Raw genomic sequence first — 24,929 nt, 5'->3', positions numbered from 1 at the left:
ATACCGACGCGGGGCGGGGCTGACACCGACGCGGGGCGGGGCGCGGGTCAGCGAAACACCCGAGGCGCAGGCACCACCGTCCGCTCCGCACTGACGCGACTCCCGGCTGGCGCGGACCTGCCGCCTGAGCTGGGATGGAGCGAGCGGGCCCGGCCCGGGGCGGCCGACCGGCCCGTGGCTCGCGGGTTGTTCCGCCTGTGGACTCAGGCCCGACGGGGAGCGCGACAAGGCGCTGAGGGCAGCGATGCTGACAGGGTCGGTTCCGATCGTGTTGGGAGGCAGCGAATGCTCCGTCACAGCTCGACGCCCGCGCATGTCGTGGTGCGCGATCTCTCCGCTGACTTCGTCACGGACGACGGGGCTCGGGCCGCCGTCGCGGGCACGCTGCGCTACGACCCGGCGGACCCGTTCGCGGTGGAGCTCATCCTGCGTCCGGGGCGCGAGTCCATTACCTGGATCTTCGCCCGTTCCCTGCTCGCGGACGGCAGCCAGAGCCGGGCTGGCGTGGGGGACGTCCGCATCCGGCCGGCGCGCTCGCATGGACGCGCGGTGGTGACCGTCTCACTGTCCAGCCCGTCCGGGCGCGCCGATCTGGAGCTGCCCCGTTCGGTGGTCACCCGGTTCCTCGCCGAGATCGAGGCCCAGGTGCCGGCGGGCCGCGAGAGCGACGCCGTCGACTGGAACGCGGAGCTGCGCACCCTGCTGCGCACCCGTAACCCCTGACGGGAATCAGGTCATGCGCCGTCCACGGCGTCTGGCGTGTCGGGGGTTTCCGGCGGGTCGGGCGCGTCGCAGGCAGCCGCAGGCCAGCCGGGGATCGCTGGCGGCGTGTCGATACCGGCGTCGCGCATAATCATGTCGATGGACAGGGGCTCGACGTGCGTCCAGTGCGCGCGGGCGGCCGGCTCCCATTCGGCCAGGTCGACCGGCCGGCCATCGCGGGTGATGAAGTGGCGGGCCATCGCGGGACTCAGGCTTTCCGCCGCTCGAGGATGCCGCGTAGCAGGGCAGCCTGGCCGACGTGTTGCAGATCGTCCGCGATCACACTGATCAGTCGGACGCCGAGGGTGACCGGCGGCTCCCACCGCTTGTCGACGACCCGCTCGAAGTCTGCCTCGGACAGCCCGGACAGGTAGCGGACGGTCTGGTCGTGGACGGCCTCGTGGTAGGCGACGAGCAGCTCCGGATCGTCGACCTGGACCACGTCGACCTGCGCGGAGGTGTGCCCGTACCCGATGGAGGCGGTGTCCAGCGGCAGGGCGAACCGCCCGGCGAAGCCGTGCGCCGTCCATACCTGCTCGACGCCAGCGACCTCGGCGACGTGGTCGTCCTGCACCCGGGTCAGGTGCCAGACCAGCCAGGCGATCGAGTTGGCCGCGCCGTCGAGGCGGATGCCCAGCTGCGGACCGCTCAGCCCGGTGACGGCATCGCGCACCTCGTCGCGGATCCGGCCGAACGCGTCGGCCAGCAGATCGGAACCATTCATCACGCGGGCTCCCCTCCTGCGATCGTTACGACACCGGCGGCACCACTGCCGATCTTAGGCGCCGTCCTGGGCGGCGAGGGCCTGCGGCAATCGCGTCGACCGCTTCGATGCCTGGCAGGCAGAATCAGGGCGTGCAGATCGGTGTGCTGGGCCCGCTGGAGGTCCGGACCGGATCCGGCGCCGCCGCCACGACGGTCGATGTCGGTGGTTCCCGGCTGCGCACCCTGCTGATCCTGCTGGCCCTGCAACCAGGACGAACTCTGACGACCCGCTGGCTGATCGCCGGGCTCTGGGGTGACAGTCCGCCCGCCGCGGCGCTCGGCGCCCTGCAGGCCCTGGTCTCCCGGCTGCGTCGGGCGGTACCGGGGTTGCCGCTGGAGTTCCGCTCCGCCGGCTATCGGCTGGCGCTGCCCGCCGAGGCCATCGACGCCGTCCGATTCGAGCAGCTCATCGTCGACGGCCGGGGGCTGCTGCGCGCCGGTGATCCCGCCCGCGCCGCCGAGCTGCTGCGTGCGGCGCTGGATCTGTGGCGCGGCGCGCCGCTCGCCGACGTCGCCGATGCCCCGTTCGCCCTGACCACCGCGGCCCGGCTCGAGGAGTGCCGGCACACTGCCATCGAGGGTCGGGCCGAGGCGGCGCTGCTGCTTGGTGGCGGTGCGGAACTGGTGGCGGAGCTCGCCGAGCTGGTCACCACATATCCCCTGCGCGAGTCGGCGACCGCCGTGCTGATGCGCGCCCTGTGTGCCGCGGGTCGTCCCGGCGACGCACTCGACGCCTACGAACGACTGCGGGCCCGTCTCGCCGACGAGCTCGGCGTCGACCCCTCCGCCGAGCTGCGCGCCCTGCACAGTGCGGTTCTGCTGCCCGCCGGCCCTGGTCTGCTCGCCGGCCCAGGCCCGCCCGCGGACCTCTCGGCGGATGCTCGCCTCGATCAGGCCGAAGGCGCCGGTCGCCCGGCCGGAGCCGATCCCCCGGCCGGTGGCGCCGGGACGGGTGCCAGGGAGCAGCGTGAGCTCGACGGCCCGCTCCGGACGAACCTGCGAACGGCGCTGACCAGCTTCGTCGGCCGCTCCCGGGACGCAGAGCAGGTGCAGCGGCTGGTGCGTGGGGCCAGGCTTGTGACCCTCGTGGGTCCGGGCGGGGCCGGCAAGACCCGGCTCGCCGTCGAGACGGGCCGCCGGCTGCTTGCCGACGACTGGGCCGTGGACGGCGTCTGGCTGGTCGAGCTCGCGCCGATCATGGCTGGAAGCGACATCCCGCAGGCGGTGTTCGCGGCGCTGAACCTGCGCGAGCAGGTCGTGGTCAACACCGTGCGGATCCGCGGTGGCGCCGAGGCCGACCCGGTGGCGCGACTGGTCGCCGCGCTCGCCGGTCGGCGGATGCTGCTCGTTCTGGACAACTGTGAGCATCTGCTGGACCCGGCCGCGGCGCTCATGGAGGAGGTACTCGGCTCCTGCCCCGGGGTGCGGGTGCTCGCGACCAGCCGCGAGCCGTTGGCCATCACCGGGGAGACGCTCTGGCCGGTCGAGCCACTCGGGTTGCCGCCGGCCGAGCTCGCCGCGCGGGCCAGCATCGGGAGCGCCGACGCCGAGAGCATCGCCCGCTACCCGGCGGTGCGCCTGTTCACCGACCGGGCTGCCGCCGTCCAGCCAGGCTTCGAGTGGGACGGGCAGGTCACGGCGATCGTGCGGATCTGCCGGGCGTTGGACGGCATGCCGCTTGCCATCGAGCTCGCCGCCGCGCGGCTGCGGGCGATGACCCCCGAGCAGGTCGCGGCGCGCCTTGACGACCGGTTCCGCCTGCTGAGCTCGGGCAGCCGTACCGCCCTGCCCCGGCATCGCACGCTGGCCGCCGTCGTCGCCTGGAGCTGGGATCTGCTCGATGAGCCCGAACGCGTGCTGTGGTGCCGCCTGTCGATCTTCGCGGGCGGGGTGACCGCGGACAGCGCTCGCGCGGTCTGCGCCGCCGGGCTGTTCGCGGGGCCGCTCGACCCCGACGACGTGCCGGACCTGCTCACGGCACTGGTCGAGAAGTCGCTGCTGGTCACGGATGCCCGCACCGGCCGCTACCGGCAGCTGGAGACCATTCGGGAGTACGGACTGCAACGCCTGGACGAGGCCGGGGAGCGGGCGCGACTGCGCACCGCGCACGCCGACTACTTCCTGGACCTGGCCGAGACCGCCGAGCCGCACCTGCGCGGCCACGAGCAGATCCACTGGCTGCGGCGGCTCGTCGCCGAGCAGGACAACCTGCATGCGGCCCTGCACGCGGCGGTCACCGCCGGCGATGCGGACACTGCCGTGCGGATGGCGGCGGCTCTCGGCTGGTACTGGTGGCTGCGTGGCGGGAAAGCGGAGGGCGCGCAACTCGCCGAAGCGGCGCTCGACGTGCCGGGAGAGACGCCAGCGGTGGCGCGGACGATGGCCGGCGCGATCGCCGCCCTCAACGCGGTGGACGGATTTCAGGATGTCGACCGGGCGCTGCGACTGATGCGGCGCGTGCCCGCCGAGGCTGAACACACCGATGCCGCGGCAGCCGGGATGTCCGCGGCTGATGTGCTCCCGCGGGGGTCGCCGCCGATGATCTCGCTGTTGCGCGGTTTCGGGATCATGCTGGAGGGTGGTTCGGCGACCGACCGTGCGTTGCAGGCGTTCCGGGACTGCTTTGACCTGCCAGACCCGTGGACGAGCGCCGTCGCCCGGGTCCTGTACGCCTACCTGACGATCAACGTGGGCGATCGGATGGTGGAGGCGGAGCGCAGCGCCCGGGCCGCGCTCGCGGCCTTCACCGAGATCGGCGACCGCTGGGGGATGGCGATCTCCTACGGGGCGCTCGGGGAGGTGTCCGTGCTGTGCGGCGAACACGCGGCCGCGGTGGCGGCGTACCGCCGAGCGGGGGAGCTGATGGCCGACCTCGACTCGACCGATGACACCGGGCAGTTCCAGTCCAACCTGGTCTTCGCGGCGCTGGCCCTTGGTGACCGGGCCCTGGCCGAGTCGGCGCTGGAGGACGCCCGCCGCAGCGCCCAGCGCGCCGCGAACCCCGAGCTGCACGCCAGCGTCGCGGTGATCGACAGCTGCCTCGCCCGGTTCGACGGAGATCTCGACCGGGCCCTCGCGGTGCTCCTGCCCACGGCGGCCCAGCTGTGGCCCCAGGCCGGCGCTCCGCAGCTTCGGGCCTGGGTGGCCAGCGCGATCGCCCACGTGGAGCTCGCGCTGGGCCGGTTGGACAGCGCCCGGATGCTGCTGGCCGCAGCGCTCGGCGAGGCGGTCCGGTCCGGCGACAGCCCGGTGATCGCCCGGGTGCTGGTGGCCGTCGCGGACTTGGCGCTGCACGACGGTGCGGCGCCGCACGCCGCCGAGCTGCTCGGCGCCGCCGTCCTGGTCAGCAGGTCCGGCGACCAGGACCACGACCGGGTGCTGCGACGGACCCGGTCGGCGGTGGACGAGGCCACGTTCGCCGCCGCCTACGCCCGGGGCCAGGCGGTGGAGCTGACCCGGGCGGACGAGCTCGCTCGACTCCCCCCGCTCGCCTGGCCCCCACCTCTGCCCGCGTAACGCTGTCACGCTGGCGTTGCGGCCGGCCCGGCTTCGGACGCCGGCGCGACCGAGCTTGCCGGCCGGGCCGTGGCTGCCGATCAGACCCGCCGCTTGAAGGCGTTGACGGCCAGCGGCGCGAACACCGCGACCAGGCCCGCGCCCCACAGCAGCACATGCCAGGTCGGAGTCAGCACCGGGCCGCCGATGAACAGGCCGCGGGTCGCGTCCGCGAGCGAGGTCACCGGGTTGACCTTGACGAACGCCTGCAGCCAGCCGGGCATCGTGTTCGTCTGGACGAACACGTTACTGATGAACGTGAGCGGGAAGATCAGCGTGAATCCGAAGACCATCACCTTCTCCGGCTCGGACACCAGCATCCCGACCAGCACCGAGATCCACGACGCGCACAGCGCGAACAGCACCACCAGCCCGATCGCGGCCAGCGCCTGCAGCGGACCGGTCTCGATCCGGAACCCGAGGATGTAGCCGAGGCCGAGCAGGATCCCGATGGCCCAGACCTGTTTGGCCAGGTCGGCGACAATCCGCCCGGCCAGCGGCGCCGAGCGCGCGATGGGCAGCGAGCGGAGCCGGTCGAACACTCCCTTGGTGAGATCGGTGTTCAGGCCGGTGCCGGTGTTCAGCGTGGTGAACAACGTGTTCTGGACGATCAGACCGGGCAGCGCGAACGTCAGGTAGTCGCTGGTCGACCCGGCGATCGCACCGCCGAACACATAGGTGAACAGCAGCAGGAACATCAGCGGTTGAAGGCTGAAGTCGATCAGCTCGGTCGGGTTGTGCTTGACCTGCACCAGATTGCGCCACGCCAAGGTGAGGATGTGACGCAGCGTATCCAGCGGGCTGACCCGGGCTGAGCCGGTCGGGTCGGGCCAGGGCTCGCGGCGGCGAGACTGCTCGGGCAGGGTGGCGGTCAGCGTGGACATGGCGTCAGCTCCTCGTCGCCGCGGGGATCCGCGCGGCCGGGTCGTCATCGTCGTGGTCGTCATCGTCGTGACCGCCAGCTGCCGCCGAGGCCGAGACGGTGGTGCCACCGCTGCCGGACGGGGTGGCACCGGGCGCGCGGGGGCCGGCGGCCGACTCCTCGGCGGGGTGGCCGGTCAGGGAGAGGAACACCTCGTCCAGGCTGGAGCTGCGCAGGGTGATCTCGCCGACGGTGACTCCGGCGTCGTCGAGCCGGCGTACCACGGCGGGCAGCACCGCGGGGTCCGTCACCTGGGCGCTGACCAGCGTGCCGGCGATGTCCGGGCTCGCCCCGACGATGTCGGTGACGGTGGAGATGACCAGCGGGAGGTCGGACCCGGCCACCGGGCGCACGGCGAGGGTCTGCGTGCCGGTATCCCGCTTGAGCTCGTCGGGTGAGCCCTGGGCGATGATCCGACCGTGGTCGACGACCGCGATGTCGTCGGCGAGCTGATCGGCCTCCTCCAGGTACTGGGTGGTCAGCAGCACGGTCACGCCGTGCTCGCCGACGAGGGTGCGCACCACCTCCCACATCTCGTTGCGGCTGCGTGGGTCCAGCCCGGTGGTCGGCTCGTCGAGGAACAGCAGCCGGGGCCGGCCGACCAGGCTCGCGGCGAGGTCGAGGCGACGGCGCATGCCGCCCGAATAGGTCTTCGCCGGCCGGTCGGCGGCATCGTCGAGGCGGAACTCGGCGAGCAGCTCCCGGGCCCGTGCCTTCGCCTCGGAGCGGGATTGGCCGAGCAGCCGGCCGATCATCAGAAGGTTCTCCGCGCCGGTGAGCATCTCGTCGACCGACGCGTACTGGCCGGTCAGCCCGATGAGCCGGCGCACCCGATGGCTGTCGCGGCGGACGTCGTACCCGCCGATGAGGGCGGTGCCGGCGTCCGGCCGGATGAGGGTGGCCAGCACCCGCACCGCCGTTGTCTTGCCGGCGCCGTTCGGACCGAGCAGCCCGAAGACGGTGCCGGCGGGCACTTCCAGGTTGACCCCGTCCAGCGCCGTGGTCTCGCCGTAGCGCTTGACCAGGCCCTCCGCGACGATCGCGGGGATCGCGTGTTCATCTCGAACTGTCATGTCGGCCAGCATGCCGGTCCCCACTGACAGTTTGACGATCCCGCGTCCGCCCGCGGCTGTCAGCGGCTGTCAGCGGCTGTCAGCGGCGACGCCCGCTGACAGCTCGCTGACATGCCTGGCGGGCGGGCCCCGTAGCCCAAGCTGGCAGCGCACTGGACGATCGCCCTGGCCGTTAGTGCCGGCCCTGGCCGCCGGCCGCTGGCCGCCGGGCGCCGAGTGGGACGGACGGCGCCCGGCGGCCACGGTCATCGCCGTGCCGCCCTCGTGCGAGCGGATCAGCGACGGCGGCGGGCGGCGTCCAGCGCGGGAGTGCGGTCGTAGTGGTCGATGCCGCTGATGTCGGTGCCCGGCGGGACGACCTTGTCGATCGCGTCCAGGGTCGCCGCGTCCAGGATGACGTCGGCGGCGCCGAGGAGGTCCTCGAGCTGCGTCATCGTCTTCGGGCCGATGATCGCGGACGTGACGGCCGGATGGCTGTCGACGAACGCGAGCGCGAGGTGGGTCAGCGAGATCCCGGCCTGCTCGGCGATCGTGACCAGCGACTCCACCGCGTCGTAACGGACGGGCGTGCTCGGGTCGCTGTCCAGGTCGGGGAGGTCGCTGCGGAGCCGGGAGAACGTGCCGCCCCTGGAGTACCGCGCGCCGGTCGGGATGTCCTGGCCACGGCGGTACTTGCCGGTCAGCCAGCCGCCGGCCAGCGGGCTCCACGGGATGACGCCCAGGTCGTGGCGCAGCGCCGTCGGCAGCACCGCCTCCTCGATCTTCCGGGCGAAGATCGAGTACTGCGGCTGCTCGCAGACGAACCGCTCGGAGCCCCGCCGCCGGGCCGCCCACTGGGCCTCGACGATCCACTCCGCCGGGAACGTCGACGAGCCGAGGTAGCGCACCTTGCCCGCCCGGACCAGGTCGGTCAGAGCGCCCAGGGTCTCCTCGAGGTCGACGTCCCAGTCGTGCCGGTGAATCTGGTACAGGTCGATGTGATCGGTGTCGAGGCGGCTCAGGCTGTCCTCGACGGCGCGGATGATCCAGCGCCGGGAGCCGCCGCGGTGGTTGCGGTCGTCCCCCATCGGGTTGAAGAACTTCGTGGCCAGGACGACGTCATCCCGGCGGCCCCGCAGGGCCCTGCCGACGATCTGCTCACTCACACCCTGCGAGTAGACGTCGGCGGTGTCGACGAAGTTGATGCCGGCGTCGAGTGCGCGATGGATGATCCTGATGCAGTCGTCCTGGTCGGTGTTGCCGTACGGGCCGAACATCATCGCGCCCAGGCACTGGGTGCTGACCTCGACCCCGGTCCGGGCTAGCTTGCGGTACCGCATGGAGCTGCCTCCTCCTGTGCTGTCGTCGACCTTGCCAGTGACGACACCCCGCCGACCGTAACGACTGGAGCGCGCTCTAGGTCAAGCCGACGGGCTTGGGCGCGCGGGACCGTGTGCCGGCGGTAGCGTTATCGCGCGTACCGTGCACGTGTGTTTCTCTCGGCGGTGTCTGATCTCCGGCCATCGGCCCGGACGAGGAGAACGTGAATCTCAGCCTCAGTGTCTTCGATATCTTCGCCTACTCCGTCCCTGGTTCGCTCTACCTCGCGCTCATCTTGTTCGTCCTGGACCAGTTATCCTGGGTAGATCTGGCGCAGGTCGGTGACTACAACACCACACTGGTGACAGTCGGCGGCATCGTCGCCAGTTATATCCTTGGGAACCTGACCTATGCTCCCCGCCGTTTTCTGGGGCGATGGGAGCCGCGTTGGCTTGGCCGGCGATGGAGCGCTCGACGTGAATTCCTCGAGCGCTTCCCCCCGGCCCGGACGATGACCTTCGTCCGGGTGGACCGGGCGCTTCTGTTCGCCGCCATCGAGATCAGGGTGCCCGACTCCGCGGTGGAGATAAGCCGGGTGCGGGCCAGCGGCATCGCTCTGCGCAACGCCGGCCTCGCGTTTCTGCTGGCGGCGGTCGTCGCGGTGGTCGAACTCGCGGCCGGCCGGGAGCGGCTGCTGTCGGCCGGCTGCCTGGTCGGGTTCCTCGCGGCGTTCGTCAGCGCCACCCGGACCGGCCACGAACTGGCCCGCTGGGCCGCCCTGAAGACCTACGAGGTGGCCTACTGGTTGCCGGAGATCGAGGCCACACTGGCGGCGACCCTGCCCGCACCGTCGCCGGTCCCTCCGCCTGCGCCGCCCGCGCCGCCCGCTCCCCCCTCTCCCGCCCCGCCACCGTCGCCGCTCCCTCCCGCGTCGCCGCCGCCGTGACCGCTCCCGCTGACGCTCCTCAGATGCGACGGCCGCCGGCTGGTTCGGTGCCGGGACGTGGCGGGCTGGGCGGGCCGAGTGGGCTGGGTGGGCGATCAGGCCCCGAAGCTGACGACTCTGTGGGGAACGACCCGCACGATCAGTCGTTCGGTCCCGCCCGGATCCGGCGGCGGTTTCCGTGCGAGGTACTTGTGGTTGATGGCCTGTTGGAACGCTTGGCCCTCGTCTTTGCCCAGCTCGGCCGTGCCCCGGATCTCGAAGTACCGATACGGGTTGGTGGGGTTGGGCACGGTCAGGCTCACGCGAGGGTCGGCTGCCAGATTGCGGGCCTTGAGCCGGCTGCTGGTCGTCGAGAACAGCACGTGGTCGCCGTCGCGCTGCACCCAGACGATCGAGGACTGCGGGCCCCCGTCCGCGTTCAGCGTCGCCACGGTCACGAAGACCTTGCCGTCCAGGAGCAGGCGCAATTCATCGTCGAATCTCACAGTTCGTCACAACCGGCCAGCGCCCGGTGTATTCCTGGGCCGGCGGAAGAGAGGGATCCGCTTCCCGCGGCCCCGGGAGCGATCCGCGTTGAGTAACCTGGCGCGCTGCCGGACCCCGCTTCGCACACCGCACCCCCAACCAGGCCCACCCGCGGACGTTCGTTGGTCTCCGGCCACGCGACCGCCGCACCTCGTCGCCGGCGATCCGATGTACACCCTGCCTTCCTCACGCGGCCTTCCTCTCGCACCATTTCCGGGCCGGTGAGCCGGGATGCTATAGTTCCCGGGAAATCCATTGTTCTGCCGTGTATCGGACGCGGATCGGGGGGCCCGTGTTCCATCGGATGCGCACTCATCCGCGCCTGCCGGCGGCCCGCCGTCAGGGCTTCGCCGCTCCGGCTCGGCCTGGGCGGGGCGTGTGGGCCAGCACCGGGGCGTCGCTGCGGTGACAGGCGGTGGCTACGGCCTGGACCCGTCCGATCCGCGGAAGATCGGGCCGTATCAGGTCGTCGATGTGCTCGGCCAGGGCGGCATGGGCCGGGTCTTTCTCGGGCGTGATCCGGCGGACCGACCGGTGGCCATCAAGGTGATCAAGGAGAATCTGGCGCGGGATCCCGAGTATCTGCGGCGCTTTCGCGAGGAGGCGGCCAACGCGCGGCGCATCGCCCGTCAACACACCGCGCAGGTGCTCGACTTCAACGTTGACGCTCCGTCGCCCTACCTGGTGACGGAGTATGTCGAAGGTCCGACACTGCGCGACCGAATCCGCAGCGGCCGGCCGATCATCGGCTCCGAACTCGACCAGCTCGCCTTCGTCCTGGCCACCGCACTGCAGGCGATGCACCAGGTCGGCCTGATCCACCGCGACCTCAAGCCGGAAAACGTCATCCTGTCGTCGATGGGCCCCCGCGTTATCGACTTCGGGGTGGCCCGCGTCACGGACGATTCCCGTGCGCCGGACCGGGGCTGGACCTTCGTCGGCACTCTCGGGTACATCGCCCCGGAGATCCTCGATGGCAAGCCCTCGACGGAGAAGGTCGACATCTTCGCCTGGGGGGCCACGGTCGCCTTCGCTGGAACGGGCCGCCCGACCTTCGGCGACGGCAACTTCGAGCAGCGCCGGACCCGCACGCTCGGGACGGATCCGGACCTCAGCGGACTCGAACTGCCCCTGCGGGCCGTGGTGCACCGCGCGCTGCACAAGTCGCCGGCCCAGCGTCCGTCCGCGGCCGACCTCGTGCGGGTGCTCAATGGCGAGTCGGCGGGCAGTATCGGACCCGGTGCGCCGTCCGCGCCTCCCGGCGGTGATCTGCCGCGGACGGAACACCAGTTCACCCTCGAGCAGGAAATCCTTCGCAGAATGGGGTTGTAGGTGAGCGGACCAGCGCCGTCGATCGTCGCCGCTGTTGATTTTGGCACCTTCGGCTCCGGCTACGCCTGGGCGTTGATGAATCCCGACGGCACCTACATCCCGAGCCACGACATCAACTGCAACGACCAGTGGGCGGGCGCGGAGTTCCGCTATCCCAAGAACCGCAGCGCTATTCTGCTCGACGATCGGGGCAGGACGCTTGCCTGGGGCTACGAGGCGCAGAGCCGCTACACGGAAAGCGGCGGTCGGGCCGGCGGCTACGCCGTCGACTTCAAGATGCGTCTGGCCTCCGGTGGCGGACCGGGCAGCGGTTCCGGCGTCGGTGTGGTCAGGGGGCACGACAAGGGGCCGGGCGCCGGCGGCGGTTCGGGCGGTTCGGGCAGCTCGCCGAGTCAGGCGGAGGCGGGCCGTAACGACACCGGAAGGTCGACCGAATATCTCATCGCGGCCTACCTGCGTGAGCTGTATGCCGTCGCCTGGCAGCACATCCTGCGCGCCGGCTACGGCGATCTGCCGACCTCCTGGTATCTGAGCGTGCCCGCGATCTGGAGTGACTTCGACCGGCAGGTGATGCGCCGCGCCGCGGTCGAGGCAGGATTTCCCGCCGATCCGCGCCGGCTGTCGATCGTGTTCGAGCCGGAGGTGGCCGCGCTGTACTGCATGGCCAGCGAGGCCCGCACCGGTGGATTCGGCCTGCCCACGGATGCCCCCGCCCCCGCCCCCGCCGGCGCCGGCGGGGGATCACCGCGGCACCGGCCGGGTTCCCAGTTCGTCATCGTCGACTGCGGCGGTGGCACCACCGACCTCGTCCCGCTGACGATGCGTCCCGACGGCACCTTCGACCAGACCGGCGTGGCCACCGGGGACACGTCCGGGGCGAACCGGGTCACCCGGCAGTTCACGCTGGCCGTGCTCGCCGAACGGCTGGGCCGCGAGGCGCTGCTGCGGCTGGTGAGTGAGGAACCGAAGGCCGTCGGTGAGCTCGTCCGGGCCTGGGAGCAGGCCCGCAACGTTTTCGACCCCGCGCAGCACACTCCCGTGCGGATCGAGCTGCCCATCCGGGTGTGGAAGAAGCTTCCCGCCGCCGCCGTCGAACGGCTCGCCGCCGCCCAGAACGGCGCGGACGACGTCGTCCTGCTGTCCGCCGACCGCACCCGGGCCCTGCTCGACGCCTCGGTCGACCCGATCTGTGCCCTGGTCGACGAGCAGCTTCTCCGCATCGCCGAGCGGACCCGCACGCTCGCGCCCGGCGAGCCGGCGGCACAGACGGCTGTGTATCTCGTCGGTGGATTCGCCAACTCGCGGTACCTGCAACGTCGGCTCGAGGCGGTCGTCGAGGGGCGGGCCCGGCTGTTCGTCCCACCCCGGCCGGAGAACGCCGTCCTGTTCGGCGCCGTGCAGTACGGGAACAACCCGGCGCGGATCCGTTCCCGCACCGCCGGCCGGACCTACGGCTACGGTCTCCTGGAGGCGTTCGACCCCGCTCTCGACCCGCCTGAGCGGCTTTATCTGAACGCGGAGGGAAAAGCGCTGTGTACGGGGCGTTTCCGCGTCCTGGTGCGCCGCGGGGAGGTCATCCCGGCGGGGAAGGAAACCACCTCCCGGGTCTTTCCGCGGGACGGAAACCAGACGAGGATGAAACTGTCGTTCTTCGCCTCGGACGCGGAGAGCCCCCGTTATGTCGACGGCGGCCAGGTGAGCGAGGTCGGTTACGTGACCATCTACCTGCCGGAGGTCGGGAACCGGCGCTACACCGCTCGGGAACGTGCCATCGACGTCAAGACGATCTTCGGGGAGACGGTGATCCGGGTGCAGGCGATCGACCGGGCCACCGGTTACCAGACCGACGCGGAGATCGAGTTCACCGCATGACCACCCGGACGCGGACGAGCATCGGAGCACCGTGAGGATCTTCCGGGCGGCCGATCCCGACCCAACCGGAGACGTGCCCACGCGCACGGCGGACAGCGACGGCATCGGCCCCGCAAGCCCCGCGCACGCCGTTGGAGCGGGCGGCGGGGACAGCGTCCGACCGGACGGCATCACCCGATCGGACGGCGAGGGCCTCGCGGGAGCAGGCGGGGACGAGATCGTGCGGCTGGAAGCCTACTTCAGGGCGATGCGGGAGGATCTCGGTGCCCGTCTCCTGGCCGCCGAGGCGGAAATCCGCGAGCTGCGCGGCCGGGTGACCGAGCTGGAACGCGCCCGCGACCGCCCTGCCGCCACAGCGGCGGTAACCAGGGCCTCGACGGTGCGGCACGACGAGTACCGGGCGATCGCCAATCGGGTGGAAGGGCTCCTCGACCAGCAGATCACCTATCTGGCCACCGGCGGCCGGCGGGCGACTTCAGCGACGGCTCTGGTCGCCCGCCGGTTCGCCGGTGTGCTGTTCGCGGATTCGGTGGCAGATTCCTCGACCCTACGGGCCCTCCTGCACCACATCGTCACAGCTGGCCCGGCTGACCCGGGCCGCCCGGGTGTTCCGCTCGCGCCGCACGTTCTGGCTGGTCCGGGGGTCGACGCCGCCGACGCCGCCGACGTCGACCCGGATGCGCTCAACGCCGCGGTCGATGCCGGCCTGGAGATCACCCGGCTGCGCGCCGCCGCCGTGGAAGGCGGCCTCACGCATCACTGGGTCTTCGATGCCGATCTCGGCGAACCCGTCGACGACACCCGGCAGCGGACGTTCGGGCTCTGCGATCCGGACCATCCCGTCACCTTGGTCGTCTTCCCCGCCTTCGTGGTGGACGACGCCGTCATGATGCGCCAGCGCGTCCACACCGCGCCGCCGCCCTCGGACCGGCAGCCGCCCGACAAGCTGCCGACCCACGATCCGCTGCCCACCCACCGGACCTCCGCCGATCCGCCGCCGTTCGACCCGATCTCGGTCGACTCGGCGCGGTAGGCGAGGCCCTGATCCACGATCCGCCTCGGCCCGCCGCGACACTGTGTGCACAGGTCGTTGCGACGAACCGCTCGCTGCCGCCTGACCCCTCGTTGCCCGGCCATGGCGCCATGTTGTCGCGAGGTGCCTTCGGACGCTCAGCGGGCGGGCGGCGACAGGAGGCGTCCGAGGCAGTCTGTCGCACGCGGCGGGGTACCGCTGAGGACGAACTTGCACGTGGACTGCGGATCTGCCTCAAGGTTGGTGACGGCGCGCGCGGGCCAGCGGGCGTCAGGGAGCGTACTGTCGCTCAGGTTGATACGCAGGACGGCGAGTTGCTTGCCGTCGCTCGTACCGTCGTCGTTGTAATCGGATGTGCCGGTCGCTCCAGTCTCGGGATGGGTGCGAATCCAGGCGGTCAGCGCGGGAATATTGAGTTTGTCGATGCGTCCGGACTGGCAGGTGGCATTCAGGTCATCCATGGTCGACGGGTCGTCGACGGTCCGGCACACGGCGTTGAGAGTGAGTTTCGCTGCGTCGTAGGCGAGGGCGGTCTCCTCGTCGACCCAGTTTGCTGACGGTCGGCTGAGAGTGGGGGTGTCGGGCCCGGTGGTAGATGCGTGCGGATCGGTCTGGAGCGGCGATGAGGCCGGCGTGGAGGACAGCCCGATGGGCGCGGGCGGGGAGTTCGTCGTGAAATAGAACATGGCGTTCAGCCGGGTGCACAGTTCGGGCAGGGCGGATGGCAGCCGGAAGGGGAACTTGGGCGAGTCCACAAGTTGTGCCAGCCCACCGCTGACACATGATGCGCCGGCGAGCATGGGAGCGGGCGCCTGGGAGACTAGCCGAAAAATCACCTGCTTCGAATCCTGTCCGGCGTTCTCCGAGACGTAGCCGGTCACCGTGTCGTCGCCGAGGACAAGCACACCGTTCGGGCTTGTGCCGGTTGACGTTTCCAGGCAACCGGCCATGCCGTTGAGAAAGTCGGCGAAATTCTCCGGACGCCCGGCGAAGTAGACCAGATGGTTCCCACCGTCGCCTCCGGCCCCGATCCGGTCGCATTCCCTGCGGAAATAGTCCAGAAGATCATCATGTGACTGGCAGGCGACCACAGGTTTCCACCCGTGCAAAGCCACCTGGAGCGGGAGGCCGTTGACGTCGATGCCGGCGGCCTGGACCGGCGTGTCGAGAACGAGATCCTTGATGTAGTCGTCATCCTCGGGCGGAGTCGCCGCGCCGGAGCAGTCGTTGCTGGGGAAGTAGACGTCGATCTGGCGACGGTTCGTCCAGGCGGCGTAGCGGGCGACGAGTAGCGCCTGCCGCCGGTTCTGCGGCACGAGCGGGAAGTAGCTCTGGGAGAGTCCTACCAGGTCGTCGCCGCTGAGCGCCGTGGCGAGAGTAATGATCCCGTTTCTACCCAGAGTTTTGATCGCCTGCTTGGTCGTCGCGTTCGTGCGGTGCAGGCCGATGACGCTGGCGACGTTTTCCTCCGGCTTCTTGGCAAAGCGAACCAACAGCTGCCCGACGTGGTCGGCCGAGTGCATCAACGACCCGCCGTTGGCCAGGACGACCCGTACGATCGGGCCGCCCTGCTCCTGCTTCTCCCCGAGATAGGCGGCGGAGTTCTGCGGGTTGGTTTCCGCCGGCGCCGCTGCACACGACGGATCCGATGAGCGGTAGGAGATGATGTTCTGGTGGCGCTGCCAGGTGAGTAGTCCCTCGAGCCCTGCGACCTGAGATCCGGCCCAGTCGCTTGCGGCGCCGCTCGGTGCGCTGAACTCGCCGAAATAGACCAGGGTGACAAACGGGCGGTTCGAGGACGGGCTGTGCGCATGCAGAACCTCAGCGCAGGCGTTCTGTCGAGCGATCAGGTGCTGGACGGCAACCAGATTGTCCACGGAGCGACTGCTGCGGTCGTTGCCGTGCTCGCCGAAGACGAACTTCCCGTCGCTGTACCCGATGCACTCCCCGTCCTGCCATTCCAGCACCGAGTCACTGCCTTTCGGAGCTGTACAGTATGCGCCGGCGCCGCGGTGTGACGTGAGGAGGACCGCGGCGCCGGCGACCAGGGCCAGCACGATGACGCTCGCGACGATCGTTTTCGGCCGTCCCAGCCTGAGACACCCGCTCCACCGCCCGCTCGGCTGTTCGGCGGGCCGGACGGACGGCTGGCTACCTGGCCTGCCGGACGGTTGCCCGATCGGCTCGTCGAGTGGCCTGGGAGTCGGGGCACCGGGCGTCAGATACGTCGCAGCCAGCCGGCGCACCGCGGGATTGCCCACGTGACGTTGCGCCAGCTCGCCGAGCAGGCTGCGGTACGCCTCGTTACCGGGAAGAACGCCAACACGGATCTCCTGGAAGACTCCTGACCAGAATTCCTGCGGAGTGACCGAGCCCATCGGCAGCCGCATGTCGGGATACTCGCACCGGGCCAACACCTCTCGAGCCTCATGATCACGGCTCAGGCATGTGACGCACGCGCGCTGCAAGGCTTGGATATCGGCGCCATTCCAGGGGATGACGCGCCCGGGTTCGCCGTCCCGGCTGGCCTGAACGTCAGTCACGATCGTGTCCCGGCCCAGATCAGCCTGTGGGCGCGGGCAGAGCGCGACCGAGGCAGTCGGTGGCACGGGGGGGTGTGCCGCTGAGAACCAACTTGCAGGTGGACCGCGGGTCGGTTTCAACCTCGGTGACGGGCGGCGGTGGCCAGCGCGCATCGGGAAGCGCCTGAAGGCCGAGATCAACCCGGAGGACGGCAAGCTGCTTGCCGTCGGCAGCGCGGTCTGACGCGAAGTCGACCCGACCGGTCGTTCCGGACTGGGGCGTGCGCAGTATCCACGCGCGCAGGGCGTTGGCGTCGACCAGGTCGGTGCGTTCGGGTTGGCAGGTCGCGTTGAGATCGTCGACGGTGCGGCAGACCGCGTTCAACGTGAGCCTCGCCGCGTCGTAGGCGAGGGCGATCCGCTCGTCCACCCATTGCGTGACTGGCCGGCTGAGCCTGGGCGACCCGGCGGAGGCGGCGATGGCGGAGGACGGACCCGTCGCGCCGGTCGGGGGCGCCGACCCGTCGGATGCCGCGGGGGGAGTGCCGGTCGTGAAGGTGAACATCGCGTTCAGCCGGGTACACAGTTCGGGCAGGTCGGAATCGAGCTGGAACGGAAAACGCCCGGCGTCGATGGTGCGGGCGAGCTCTCCGTTCGCGCAGGACGCTCCGGCGAGGGTCGGTGCCGGGCCCTTGGAGATGAGCCGGAAGATCACATGGCCGGACTCGTAGCCGCCCATCTGCGTGACATAGCGGATCACGGCGTCGTCGCCGAGGACGAGCACTCCGTTCGGGCTCGGCCCGGCAACCGTGTCCAGGCAGCTGGCCATTCCGGTCCGGAAGTCGCCGAAGTCCTCCTGCCGTCCCGCATAGAAAACCAGGCGGTTCCGGCCGCCGGAGCTTCCGGCACCGCCGAGCCTGGCGCATTCCCGGGCGAAGTACGCCTGGAGGTCCCCGGGGGACTCACAGGTTCCCGTCCGCTTCCACCCGTGCAGGGTGACCTGTAGAGGCTTGCCTTGGACGCTGGTGACGCCCGCCGCTGCCTGGGTGTCGAACACGAGGCTTTGGATGTAGTCGTCGTCCGTGGGAGGAGTGCTGCTGTCGGAGCAGTCCTGGTTCGGGAAGTAGACCTCGATCTGGGATCGGCCCGTCCAGGCGGCGTAGCGGGTGGCCACCAGCGCCTCGCGGGTGTTCTGCGGCACGAGCTGGAAATAGGATGGGGAGAGCTGGGCGAGGTTGTCCCCGCTCAGTGTGGTGGCGATCGTGATGATGCCGGCCTTGCCGAGATCGGTGATCGCCTGCTTCGTCGACGGGAGCGTCCGGTCCAGGCCGATGACGCTCGCGACATGTTCGTCCGGCCTGCGCGCGAAGTCCACCAGCAGGCGGCCGACCTGGCCCGCGAGGCGCATCTTCGACCCGCCGTTGGCGACGACGACACGCACGATCGGTCCGCCCTGCTCGGTGCTCTCGCCGAGATACTCGCGCGAGTTGGGCGGGCTGGTGTCCGCCGGCGCTGGTTGGCACGACGGGTCCGGCGGGTTGTGGGCGACGATGTTCTGGTGCCGCTGCCAGGTGAGCAGCCCCTCAAGCTCCGCGACCTGCGCGGCGGCCCAGTTCCCACCTGTGTCGCCGGAGGCGCTGAGCCCGGCGAAGTAGACCAGCGTGATGAACGGCCGTCCAGACGGTGGGCTGCGACGGCGCAGATCGTCCGCGCAGGCGTTCTGCCGGCCGATCAGGTGCTGGACGGCAACCAGATCGTCCACGGAACGATCCGTGTGGTCGTCGCCGGCCTCGCCGAAGGCGAACGTGCCGTCGCTGTACCCGACGCATTCACCGTCATGCCATTGCAGCGCCGAGGTGCTGTCCTTCGGCGCCGTACACGACGAGGCGCCACCCTCGCCGCGGACCGCCCTGACGATCAGCCATCCTCCGGCCATGGCCACGGCAACGGCCATGACACCCGCCACCACCGGCACCAGCCCACCGAACCCGCGCCGACGGCGCGGAACCTTGCCCGTGTACTGGCCTGGCCGCGTGCTCAGGTCTGGAGATGGCCCGGCTGGGGTCTGTGCGACCGGACTGTCCGCGCGTTGGCTGGGCACTGTCGTCTCGCCGGTAGGGGAGCCGCGCGGTCGCTGTCCGGCCGGCGGTTCGGGTTGCGCCCGGGCCGGTGGAGCCTGGGTAGGTGGTGGTTGGGTGGTCGCTGGCGTGCTGGGCGGCAGGTATTTCGCCCTCAGCTCGCTGACCGCGTCATCTCCCGGATAGAGGCGAGCGAGCTCACCGAGAAGTTGCCGGTACACCGTTTCCTGGACGACGATGCCGACTTCGATCAGGCGAAAGACGTCCACCCAGAGGCGTTCGGCGCTCTGCGAGTCCATCGGTAGTCTCTGGACGGGGAAATCACAGGTGCGCAGCACCTCCTCGGCCATCGTCCGGTTGCTCAGGCCGCGTGTGCAGGCAGCCCGGAGAGCATCGATGTCGCGTGGGCTGTCTCGTAAGGAGCGGCCACCCGCATCATCCTCGCCGCGGGCAGACTGAACCTCCGTCACGGCCTCACCCCCTGTCGGACCGTGCCGCGTCCGTGATTTCTCGTGACGGTTGAGGGTAGCCGGACGGAGTCCGGGGCAACAACAGGGGCAGCCGATTACCGCGAGGGAACAGCGTGGCCGTCCGCTGTCAAAGAAGGCGACTCTGCGTTTACCCAGTTCACGGACCTGCGCTACTCGGCGAGGTCTGCTGCGGGGCGCGCCGGGTCAGCAGGCTCGGGCCATGGGTTCCGGCGCAGGCGCGGGATGGCCGACCTTGATGAGGTGGGCACCTGTGGGCCGCCTCCGGATCGGCCTTGCCGGGCTCGCCACTCGCGTTGACCTGTAGGAATACCTGTCAGGCCCAGAACCCGGAGTAGCCCCGTCGAGCGCCTCGGTCACCGGTGCTGCTGTCCGAGGTGGGTCAGGCCAAGACGGTCTCCGACTCGGCCTGAGTAGTGGTCGCATCCCCCGGGGCGACCTGCGTGCTCCGGGGCGCGGGCGGTGTGCGCAGCACGGCCGCGGCGACGACCAGGGCGGCCAGGACGAAGCCGGCACCGACTCGGAAGGGGAGCTGGTAGCCACTGGTCAGTGCCTGCGTGCCGCCTGTGCCCAGGTGCACCGGGGGCTGGATCCGCCAGTTGGCGACCAGTTCCACCCGGTGGACCTCGTCGGGCTTGTCTGGCTCGGTGACGTGGAGCCGTGCGATCAGCTCGTTCCGAAGCTCTGTCTCGACCTCGAGACCGTCTGCTCGGTATGCCGCGATCATCGCGTTAACAGCGGCAGGGAAGTCCGCGCGCCGGTCCCAGTCGGCGAACAGATCGACGTCCTCGCTCGGCCGCTGGAGGATCCCGTGGGCCGCGACGGCGTGGCCGCCGGCAAGGGCAAAGCCGTACGGGCCGCCGACCTGGAGCCCGATCCGGGCGAGTCGCAAGTGGATCGGCGGGGATTGGGCCATCGCCTGGCTAGGCCGCGGACGGGTGCCCGACGGCCAACTCGGGGAACCGGGCCTCCCAGCGGCTACGGACCTGCGGGGGAAGAACCAGGTCACCCCAGAGCCGGATCAGCGTGGATCCCTCCAGCCAGCGGGACAGATCCGCAGTCCTGGACGCCTCACGGAGCACCGTCTCGTACATCCGGGTGAGACGGCCGGGGTTCGTCAGGTCGTACCGAGCTGAGCCCGACCAGTCCAACCACCGATCCAGAACGACCACTCCCGAGGTCGGACCCCGCAGCTCGTCCAAGGAGTTCGCGATCGCGTAGGGACGCACGTCGGCGTACCGCGAGCCCGGCGGCGGCCCACCGGATGGCATACCGCTCATCCTCGACACCACCTCCCAGACCGGTCCCTGCTCCGAAGAGTGCACTTCCCCTTTTCACAGTAGACCAGGCCCAGGCTTACCCTCATCGGCGCCACCGAGTAGATCACCGCGTGGTACGAGAACGGCCCTTCGCGTCCCTTCCAGGCGCGCGACGAGGTGTTGCCCCCGCGGCACTCGGAGGAGGCCCGAGCCCCCCGGGGCCGACCTCGCTCCACTGGTTGACCGACATGAGGGAACGCCTGGTCAGGCTTGGTAGGTCAGCTGGGTTTGACTTCGAGGATCACCATCAGCTGGCCGGTGCAGAGGATCGCGAGTGAGAGCCAGCGAGACGTGCCCCCCGCTCGCGGGCGCGTGGTCTGAGCGGACATGGGACTCCCTTGTCAGGTGCGATTTTGTTACGGGGCCCATCGTGTGTAACCATGGCGACCTGCGGAAGGAGGCACTTTTATGTCCCGGGGTCACATCGCTGTGACGGAGCAGGTGATGGAGCACCCTCGATCCGATGTGAGACAGCGGGCTACCCTGCCTGCACCCGCTGTTTTCGGTCCAGCTCGAAGGCAGTCCGAGCGGATCCTTGGCGGTCTGTCAGTCCGGCGGTCTGGCGGTTTGGCGGTCTGGCGGTCTGGCGGTCAGGATGGGTGGACGCCATCCGTTGCCGACTGGCGATCAATTGCCAGTAGAAGGTCGGCCATGGATGACGACGGGTTGTTGTTGGGAAAGGCCACGCCGTTCTGTTCGTGCTGGGCCTCCAGAGCCCGAGCACGGATGATGGCCGTCTTTCTTCGTGACATGTACTGGGCGGCGTCAATGTGCTTGCCGGTCCGGCCGTCCCACTTCATACTTCGCCGCTCCACTTCTTTGGTGTTCACGAAGCGGCGGTAGTCCTCGAAGTGAAGAAGAAGCCACAGCTCGAAGCAGGGATTGGATATCGCGACCCTGATGCCGTGCTGATGGGCGAGGCTTACGGCCTGTGCCAGATTTGGATGGTTCTCTGGCCATTCCACATCGAAGACGCACCAGCACTCGTCGGTCTCCGGCTCCCGGCTGCGCACTATTGCCCGCTGGACCAGCTTCAGCGGTACTCCGCGCTCAGGATCGATCTCGATGCTGATGGACGTACTGGCCGCCACCTCGGGTAGCCGCTTTACACCATTGATGTAGTCGGGTTCAGAGTGCTCGCCCTCGCAGAAAATGACAATAGTCCTTTTCAGGGGGCGTATCTGGGTTTTTCGCTTGAGAGGCCTGGAGCCCGCTCTCCTTGGTGGCACAGAGGCTACCCGATGTGTCGGAGTGAACGAAGGAATTCGATCTGACTGACGTCCGGCACCGCGCCGAATCTGCCCCGAAGGTAGGCGACCTCGAGGTTCTGGGACTTCCGAACCCGCTCGCCGGCGAACTCCGCGAGGGCGCCGAGCCGGGTCGCCCCCGCCCTGGTCTTCTCGGTGAACCAGATCTCGTCCCGGTTGAGGTGGCCGAGCAGGCTCGTGTTGTGGGCGGCGAAGACGAGCTGGGCACCCTTCGGGTTCGTCGCGCGATCATGGAAGAGTCTGATCAACTGCGCCGACAGCGTCGGGTGAAGGCTCGCGTCCAGCTCGTCGAAGAGCAGCACCGCGCCGGACTGGAGCGCGACGAGTACCGGTCCGATCAGGTCGAACCAGATCTGCGTGCCCTGCGACTCGGCCGCGAAATCGAGCGGGACCTGTTCCTCGTCCGCCTCGTGGACGAGGCGAAACCCGCGGAACAGCCGGAAGGAGCCGGCGTCGCTGGCTCGTGGCACCTCCTCCTCGTCGATGAGAACGTCGACTATCCCCATGTCGGCCATTCTAAGCAGGGCCAGGGCCAGCTCTCGGTTGGGGGTCGGTAGGTCCGCATCGTCGAAGAGGGTGGGCTGTATCGTCGGTGACTGATTGTCGAACCAGCGGATCGAGGCTCGCGACGCCGGCAGATACCGCCCGCCCCCGCGGGTGAGTCGAGACCGTCGGGAAACACCAAACGACTGCGTCCGTGTCAGGGTGCGAACGAAGTCGGTGACGAGTGGTTCTCGGAAGCGGGCGGCAATGGAGAGCGCGAGCGTTGTCTCGGTGAGGAGCTCGCGTGTACCCGAGAATCCGCCGAGGCCGCGCTGCACCTTTAGATCGAGGCCTTCCCGCTCGAAAATCCTGCGCCGCTTCTTCTCGGGATAGTGAAAGAGCCCCTCGTAGTGTACGGCGGTCCGGTCGAGCTGTAGAAGATATTCGAACCGGACGCCGGCCACCAGCAGATCGACGCTGAATTCGGATTTCTCTTCCGGACCGCTGCCGAAGGCGTGGGGCTCGATCGGTATCTCGCGGTCCCACTGTCTGAGCGAGTTCTGTACCGCGTCGCGCAACCAGGTGAGGGCCGCGATGACATTGGACTTGCCTGAAGCGTTCGGCCCGAATATCGCCGCCACGGTGAGAACGTTTTCGCCGAGCAGCTCCGCGGGGCGTACCCCCTCGTGATCCGCGTCCACGGCGATCATGGATAGCTCGGCCGCGCCGAGGATGGATCGGAAGTTCGTCACCTGAAAGCGGATCAGCATCGGCTACCCCAACGTCGTCGATCGACGCTGCCAGTCGCTCCTTCTCGTCAGATCTTGACGAATCACCCGGCTAGCGTGCGGTCAGGCGTCATCTTAGACGACCACGCGTCGCGAAGTAGGTTGATCGCCGTGGTCTCGGCCACCGATGGCCTACACGCCGATGCGCCAATGTTCGGTCGATTCGAAGCCGGCGACTCCCCTCGGCTCCAGTTGTCCAGCGATCGGCCGATTTACTCATCTATGTGTCATCCTGCCGTCACTCGCGGTTTGACCCGGGGGCGTGCTCCCGGGGCGGCGCCGAAGTGCCAGCGATTGCACCCATTGGGTGGAACCCGCGCGTGGCATCCTTCTGCCTGTCGCGCGAGCCTCTCGTGGGCCCATGGCGTCGCGCGACCATATCGGCCATAGATTCGCCGTAGGTTGATGCTCCGTGGGCAGAGTTGTCGCGGATGCGGCGTTTTCCGGGCTCTTTGCCGTCGCCTGTGGTATTGGGGTTGAAGCTGCGTCCACCCGTGGAGCGTGGTGGACACGTGGTGTGCGGCGAGGGAACTGGTGTATAGGGATTACCCGTTTTGTCCGCATATGGGGGCCGACTGGTCGGAGATCGGTTCACTCCCGGTCGGCGTCCTTCGCGCGCAGGCGGCGTTCGGGGGCGGTCAGGGCGCTGTAGAGGAAGGCGGCGGCGGCGAACAGGGCGGCGGCGGCCGGGATGGTGGAGGCGCCGGAGAGCTCGACGGTGAGGCCGCCGAGGGCCGCGCCGACGGCGGCGCCGGCGTAGATCGCGGAACCGTTCAGCCCGAGGGCGACGGTGGAGACGTCCGGGGCGACGACGAACAGCCGGTGCTGCTGCGGGGTGATCGACAGTCCCTGGAAGGCGCCGACGGCGAACATCGTGGCCATGGCGGCGCCGTACCAGTTCTGCGTCGTGATCAGGACGGCGAGCGCGCAGCTCAGCCCGCCGATGCCGATCAGGAGCACCGGGAGCGCGCCGCGGGTGTCGACCAGACGGCCCACCAGCCGGTTGCCGAGCAGGCTGCCCACGCCGAACGCCAGCAGAACGAGGACCAGACGGGTGTCGGTGGCGCCCATGCCGAGCACCTCGGGCAGGTAGGCGATGAGCAGGAACGGCGCGCCGACCCCGAGCACCGTCGTGAGCAGGACCAGCAGCACCGGCGGTCGGGCCAGAACGCCGAGCCGGACCCGCATGGACGTCTGCGGCACATGCGCGCGCGGCAGTCTCGGGACGCACAGCGCGGTCAGCACCGCCAGCCCCGTGATGATCCACAGGACGGCCCGCCAACCCACCCGCTGCCCGACCAGAACCCCGAACGGGACGCCGAGCACCGTCGACAGCGATGTCCCCGCGGTGACCGCGGCCAGCGCCCGCCCACGCCGCTGCGCGTCGGCGAGGACCCCGGCCATGATGTACGCGTTGGACTGAAACGCCGCCGCGCCGACCGCCGCGACCGCCCGTCCGCTGGCCATCACGGCGTAGGACGGCGCGAGCGCCTGGGCGACCATCCCGAGCAGGAACAGGACGAGCCCGCCGCCGAGCAGCACCCGCCGGTCGAACCGTCCGGTCAGCGTCGCCACCACCGGGGACGCGACCGCGTAGACGATCGAGAAGATGGTCGTGAGCTGCCCGGCCGTGGACACCCCGACGGACAGGTCCTTCGAGATCGACGGCAGCAGGCCGCTGAGCACGAACCCGTCCACCCCGAGCGTGAACGTCCCCGCCGCGAGCACCCCGAGCTGCCACCCCCGCAGACCGTCCGGCTTCGCGTCGTCCGCGACCCGCGTCGAGGCGCCGCTCGTGGCGCTCTCGCCTGCCGCTTTGTCGTCTGTGGTGTTGTCGGTGGCGACGCCGTCCGCCGCGGTGTCGTTCGATACTTGTCGAATCGTCACGCGGGCAGGCTA

19 protein-coding genes and 1 pseudogene are annotated in these 24,929 nt (G+C 69.8%); 6 read left to right on the top strand and 14 right to left on the bottom strand.

The annotated features are described in order from the left end of the window. The first annotated feature begins 285 nt into the window (after positions 1-285). Entirely contained in the window at positions 286-723 is a 438-nt protein-coding gene (locus MXD95_RS23600) for an SsgA family sporulation/cell division regulator (protein ID WP_250642898.1), read from the top strand. A gap of 11 nt (positions 724-734) precedes the next feature. Here the strand turns inward: MXD95_RS23600 and MXD95_RS23595 are convergent, their stop codons facing one another. Both MXD95_RS23595 and MXD95_RS23590 read right to left on the bottom strand, forming a co-directional pair. Then, the gene (locus MXD95_RS23595; protein WP_250642897.1) at positions 735-962 is read right to left on the bottom strand and encodes a hypothetical protein; all 228 of its coding nucleotides are present in this window, start codon (positions 960-962) and stop codon (positions 735-737) included. An 8-nt stretch (positions 963-970) separates the two neighbouring features. Continuing rightward, on the bottom strand, positions 971-1,486 hold the full coding sequence (locus MXD95_RS23590) for a mycothiol transferase (RefSeq protein ID WP_250642896.1): 516 nt from the start codon (positions 1,484-1,486) through the stop codon (positions 971-973). 131 nt (positions 1,487-1,617) lie between these two features. Between MXD95_RS23590 and MXD95_RS23585 the strand changes: the two genes are divergently transcribed. Then, a complete protein-coding gene (locus MXD95_RS23585; RefSeq protein WP_250642895.1) occupies positions 1,618-5,043 on the top strand; it encodes an AfsR/SARP family transcriptional regulator in 3,426 nt (1,141 codons plus the stop codon). 80 nt (positions 5,044-5,123) lie between these two features. Here the strand turns inward: MXD95_RS23585 and MXD95_RS23580 are convergent, their stop codons facing one another. The 3 genes from MXD95_RS23580 to MXD95_RS23570 form a co-directional block, all read right to left on the bottom strand. Further along, positions 5,124-5,966 carry an ABC transporter permease gene (locus MXD95_RS23580; protein ID WP_250642894.1) on the bottom strand — a complete coding sequence of 281 codons (843 nt, stop codon included), beginning with the start codon at positions 5,964-5,966 and terminating at the stop codon, positions 5,124-5,126. A gap of 4 nt (positions 5,967-5,970) precedes the next feature. Continuing rightward, positions 5,971-7,077: an efflux ABC transporter ATPase subunit, DrrA-related gene (locus tag MXD95_RS23575; RefSeq protein ID WP_250642893.1), complete on the bottom strand. Its 1,107-nt coding sequence runs from the start codon at positions 7,075-7,077 to the stop codon at positions 5,971-5,973. A 275-nt stretch (positions 7,078-7,352) separates the two neighbouring features. Continuing rightward, positions 7,353-8,396: an aldo/keto reductase gene (locus MXD95_RS23570; RefSeq protein ID WP_250642892.1), complete on the bottom strand. Its 1,044-nt coding sequence runs from the start codon at positions 8,394-8,396 to the stop codon at positions 7,353-7,355. A 203-nt stretch (positions 8,397-8,599) separates the two neighbouring features. On the opposite strand from MXD95_RS23570, the gene MXD95_RS23565 reads away from it, so the two are divergent. Further along, the gene (locus MXD95_RS23565) at positions 8,600-9,322 is read left to right on the top strand and encodes a hypothetical protein (RefSeq protein WP_250642891.1); all 723 of its coding nucleotides are present in this window, start codon (positions 8,600-8,602) and stop codon (positions 9,320-9,322) included. 95 nt (positions 9,323-9,417) lie between these two features. On the opposite strand, the gene MXD95_RS23560 is transcribed toward MXD95_RS23565, so the two are convergent. Beyond that, positions 9,418-9,807 (bottom strand): PPOX class F420-dependent oxidoreductase, encoded by a 390-nt coding sequence (locus MXD95_RS23560; protein ID WP_250642890.1) that lies wholly within the window; start codon positions 9,805-9,807, stop codon positions 9,418-9,420. Between the two features lie 445 nt (positions 9,808-10,252). On the opposite strand from MXD95_RS23560, the gene MXD95_RS23555 reads away from it, so the two are divergent. From MXD95_RS23555 to MXD95_RS23545, 3 genes are read left to right on the top strand one after another with little or no spacing between them, the layout of a single operon-like run. Next, on the top strand, positions 10,253-11,179 hold the full coding sequence (locus MXD95_RS23555) for a serine/threonine-protein kinase (protein ID WP_250642889.1): 927 nt from the start codon (positions 10,253-10,255) through the stop codon (positions 11,177-11,179). Then, positions 11,180-13,051, top strand: a complete 1,872-nt coding sequence (locus MXD95_RS23550; RefSeq protein WP_250642888.1) for a hypothetical protein — start codon at positions 11,180-11,182, stop codon at positions 13,049-13,051. Between the two features lie 31 nt (positions 13,052-13,082). Then, positions 13,083-14,084, top strand: coding sequence for a hypothetical protein (locus MXD95_RS23545; RefSeq protein ID WP_250642887.1), 1,002 nt, complete (start codon positions 13,083-13,085; stop codon positions 14,082-14,084). 137 nt (positions 14,085-14,221) lie between these two features. Here MXD95_RS23545 and MXD95_RS23540 read toward each other — a convergent pair whose 3' ends face one another. The 8 genes and pseudogenes from MXD95_RS23540 to MXD95_RS23510 all read right to left on the bottom strand — a co-directional run bounded on the left by MXD95_RS23540 (position 14,222) and on the right by MXD95_RS23510 (position 24,917). After that, positions 14,222-16,141, bottom strand: coding sequence for a type 1 periplasmic-binding domain-containing protein (locus MXD95_RS23540; RefSeq protein ID WP_250642886.1), 1,920 nt, complete (start codon positions 16,139-16,141; stop codon positions 14,222-14,224). Between the two features lie 177 nt (positions 16,142-16,318). Continuing rightward, positions 16,319-16,627: pseudogene (locus MXD95_RS29395) on the bottom strand (effector-associated domain EAD1-containing protein); the annotation flags it as partial. A 19-nt stretch (positions 16,628-16,646) separates the two neighbouring features. Continuing rightward, positions 16,647-19,034 carry a hypothetical protein gene (locus tag MXD95_RS23535; protein WP_250642885.1) on the bottom strand — a complete coding sequence of 796 codons (2,388 nt, stop codon included), beginning with the start codon at positions 19,032-19,034 and terminating at the stop codon, positions 16,647-16,649. A 520-nt stretch (positions 19,035-19,554) separates the two neighbouring features. Next, positions 19,555-20,064: a nucleotidyl transferase AbiEii/AbiGii toxin family protein gene (locus MXD95_RS23530; RefSeq protein WP_250642884.1), complete on the bottom strand. Its 510-nt coding sequence runs from the start codon at positions 20,062-20,064 to the stop codon at positions 19,555-19,557. A 31-nt stretch (positions 20,065-20,095) separates the two neighbouring features. Then, entirely contained in the window at positions 20,096-20,452 is a 357-nt protein-coding gene (locus tag MXD95_RS23525) for a hypothetical protein (protein WP_250642883.1), read from the bottom strand. A 629-nt stretch (positions 20,453-21,081) separates the two neighbouring features. Next, positions 21,082-21,645 carry an RloB family protein gene (locus tag MXD95_RS23520; protein ID WP_308301564.1) on the bottom strand — a complete coding sequence of 188 codons (564 nt, stop codon included), beginning with the start codon at positions 21,643-21,645 and terminating at the stop codon, positions 21,082-21,084. Between the two features lie 80 nt (positions 21,646-21,725). Continuing rightward, positions 21,726-23,012, bottom strand: a complete 1,287-nt coding sequence (locus MXD95_RS23515; protein ID WP_250642882.1) for an AAA family ATPase — start codon at positions 23,010-23,012, stop codon at positions 21,726-21,728. Between the two features lie 609 nt (positions 23,013-23,621). After that, positions 23,622-24,917 carry an MFS transporter gene (locus tag MXD95_RS23510; RefSeq protein ID WP_250642881.1) on the bottom strand — a complete coding sequence of 432 codons (1,296 nt, stop codon included), beginning with the start codon at positions 24,915-24,917 and terminating at the stop codon, positions 23,622-23,624. Positions 24,918-24,929 lie beyond the last annotated feature (12 nt).

The organism is Frankia sp. AiPa1 (assembly GCF_023243075.1).
Taxonomy (GTDB): Bacteria; Actinomycetota; Actinomycetes; order Frankiales; family Frankiaceae; genus Frankia.
Note: the sequence above shows the minus strand (reverse complement) of the source record. Positions and strands in the feature narration are given on the sequence as shown.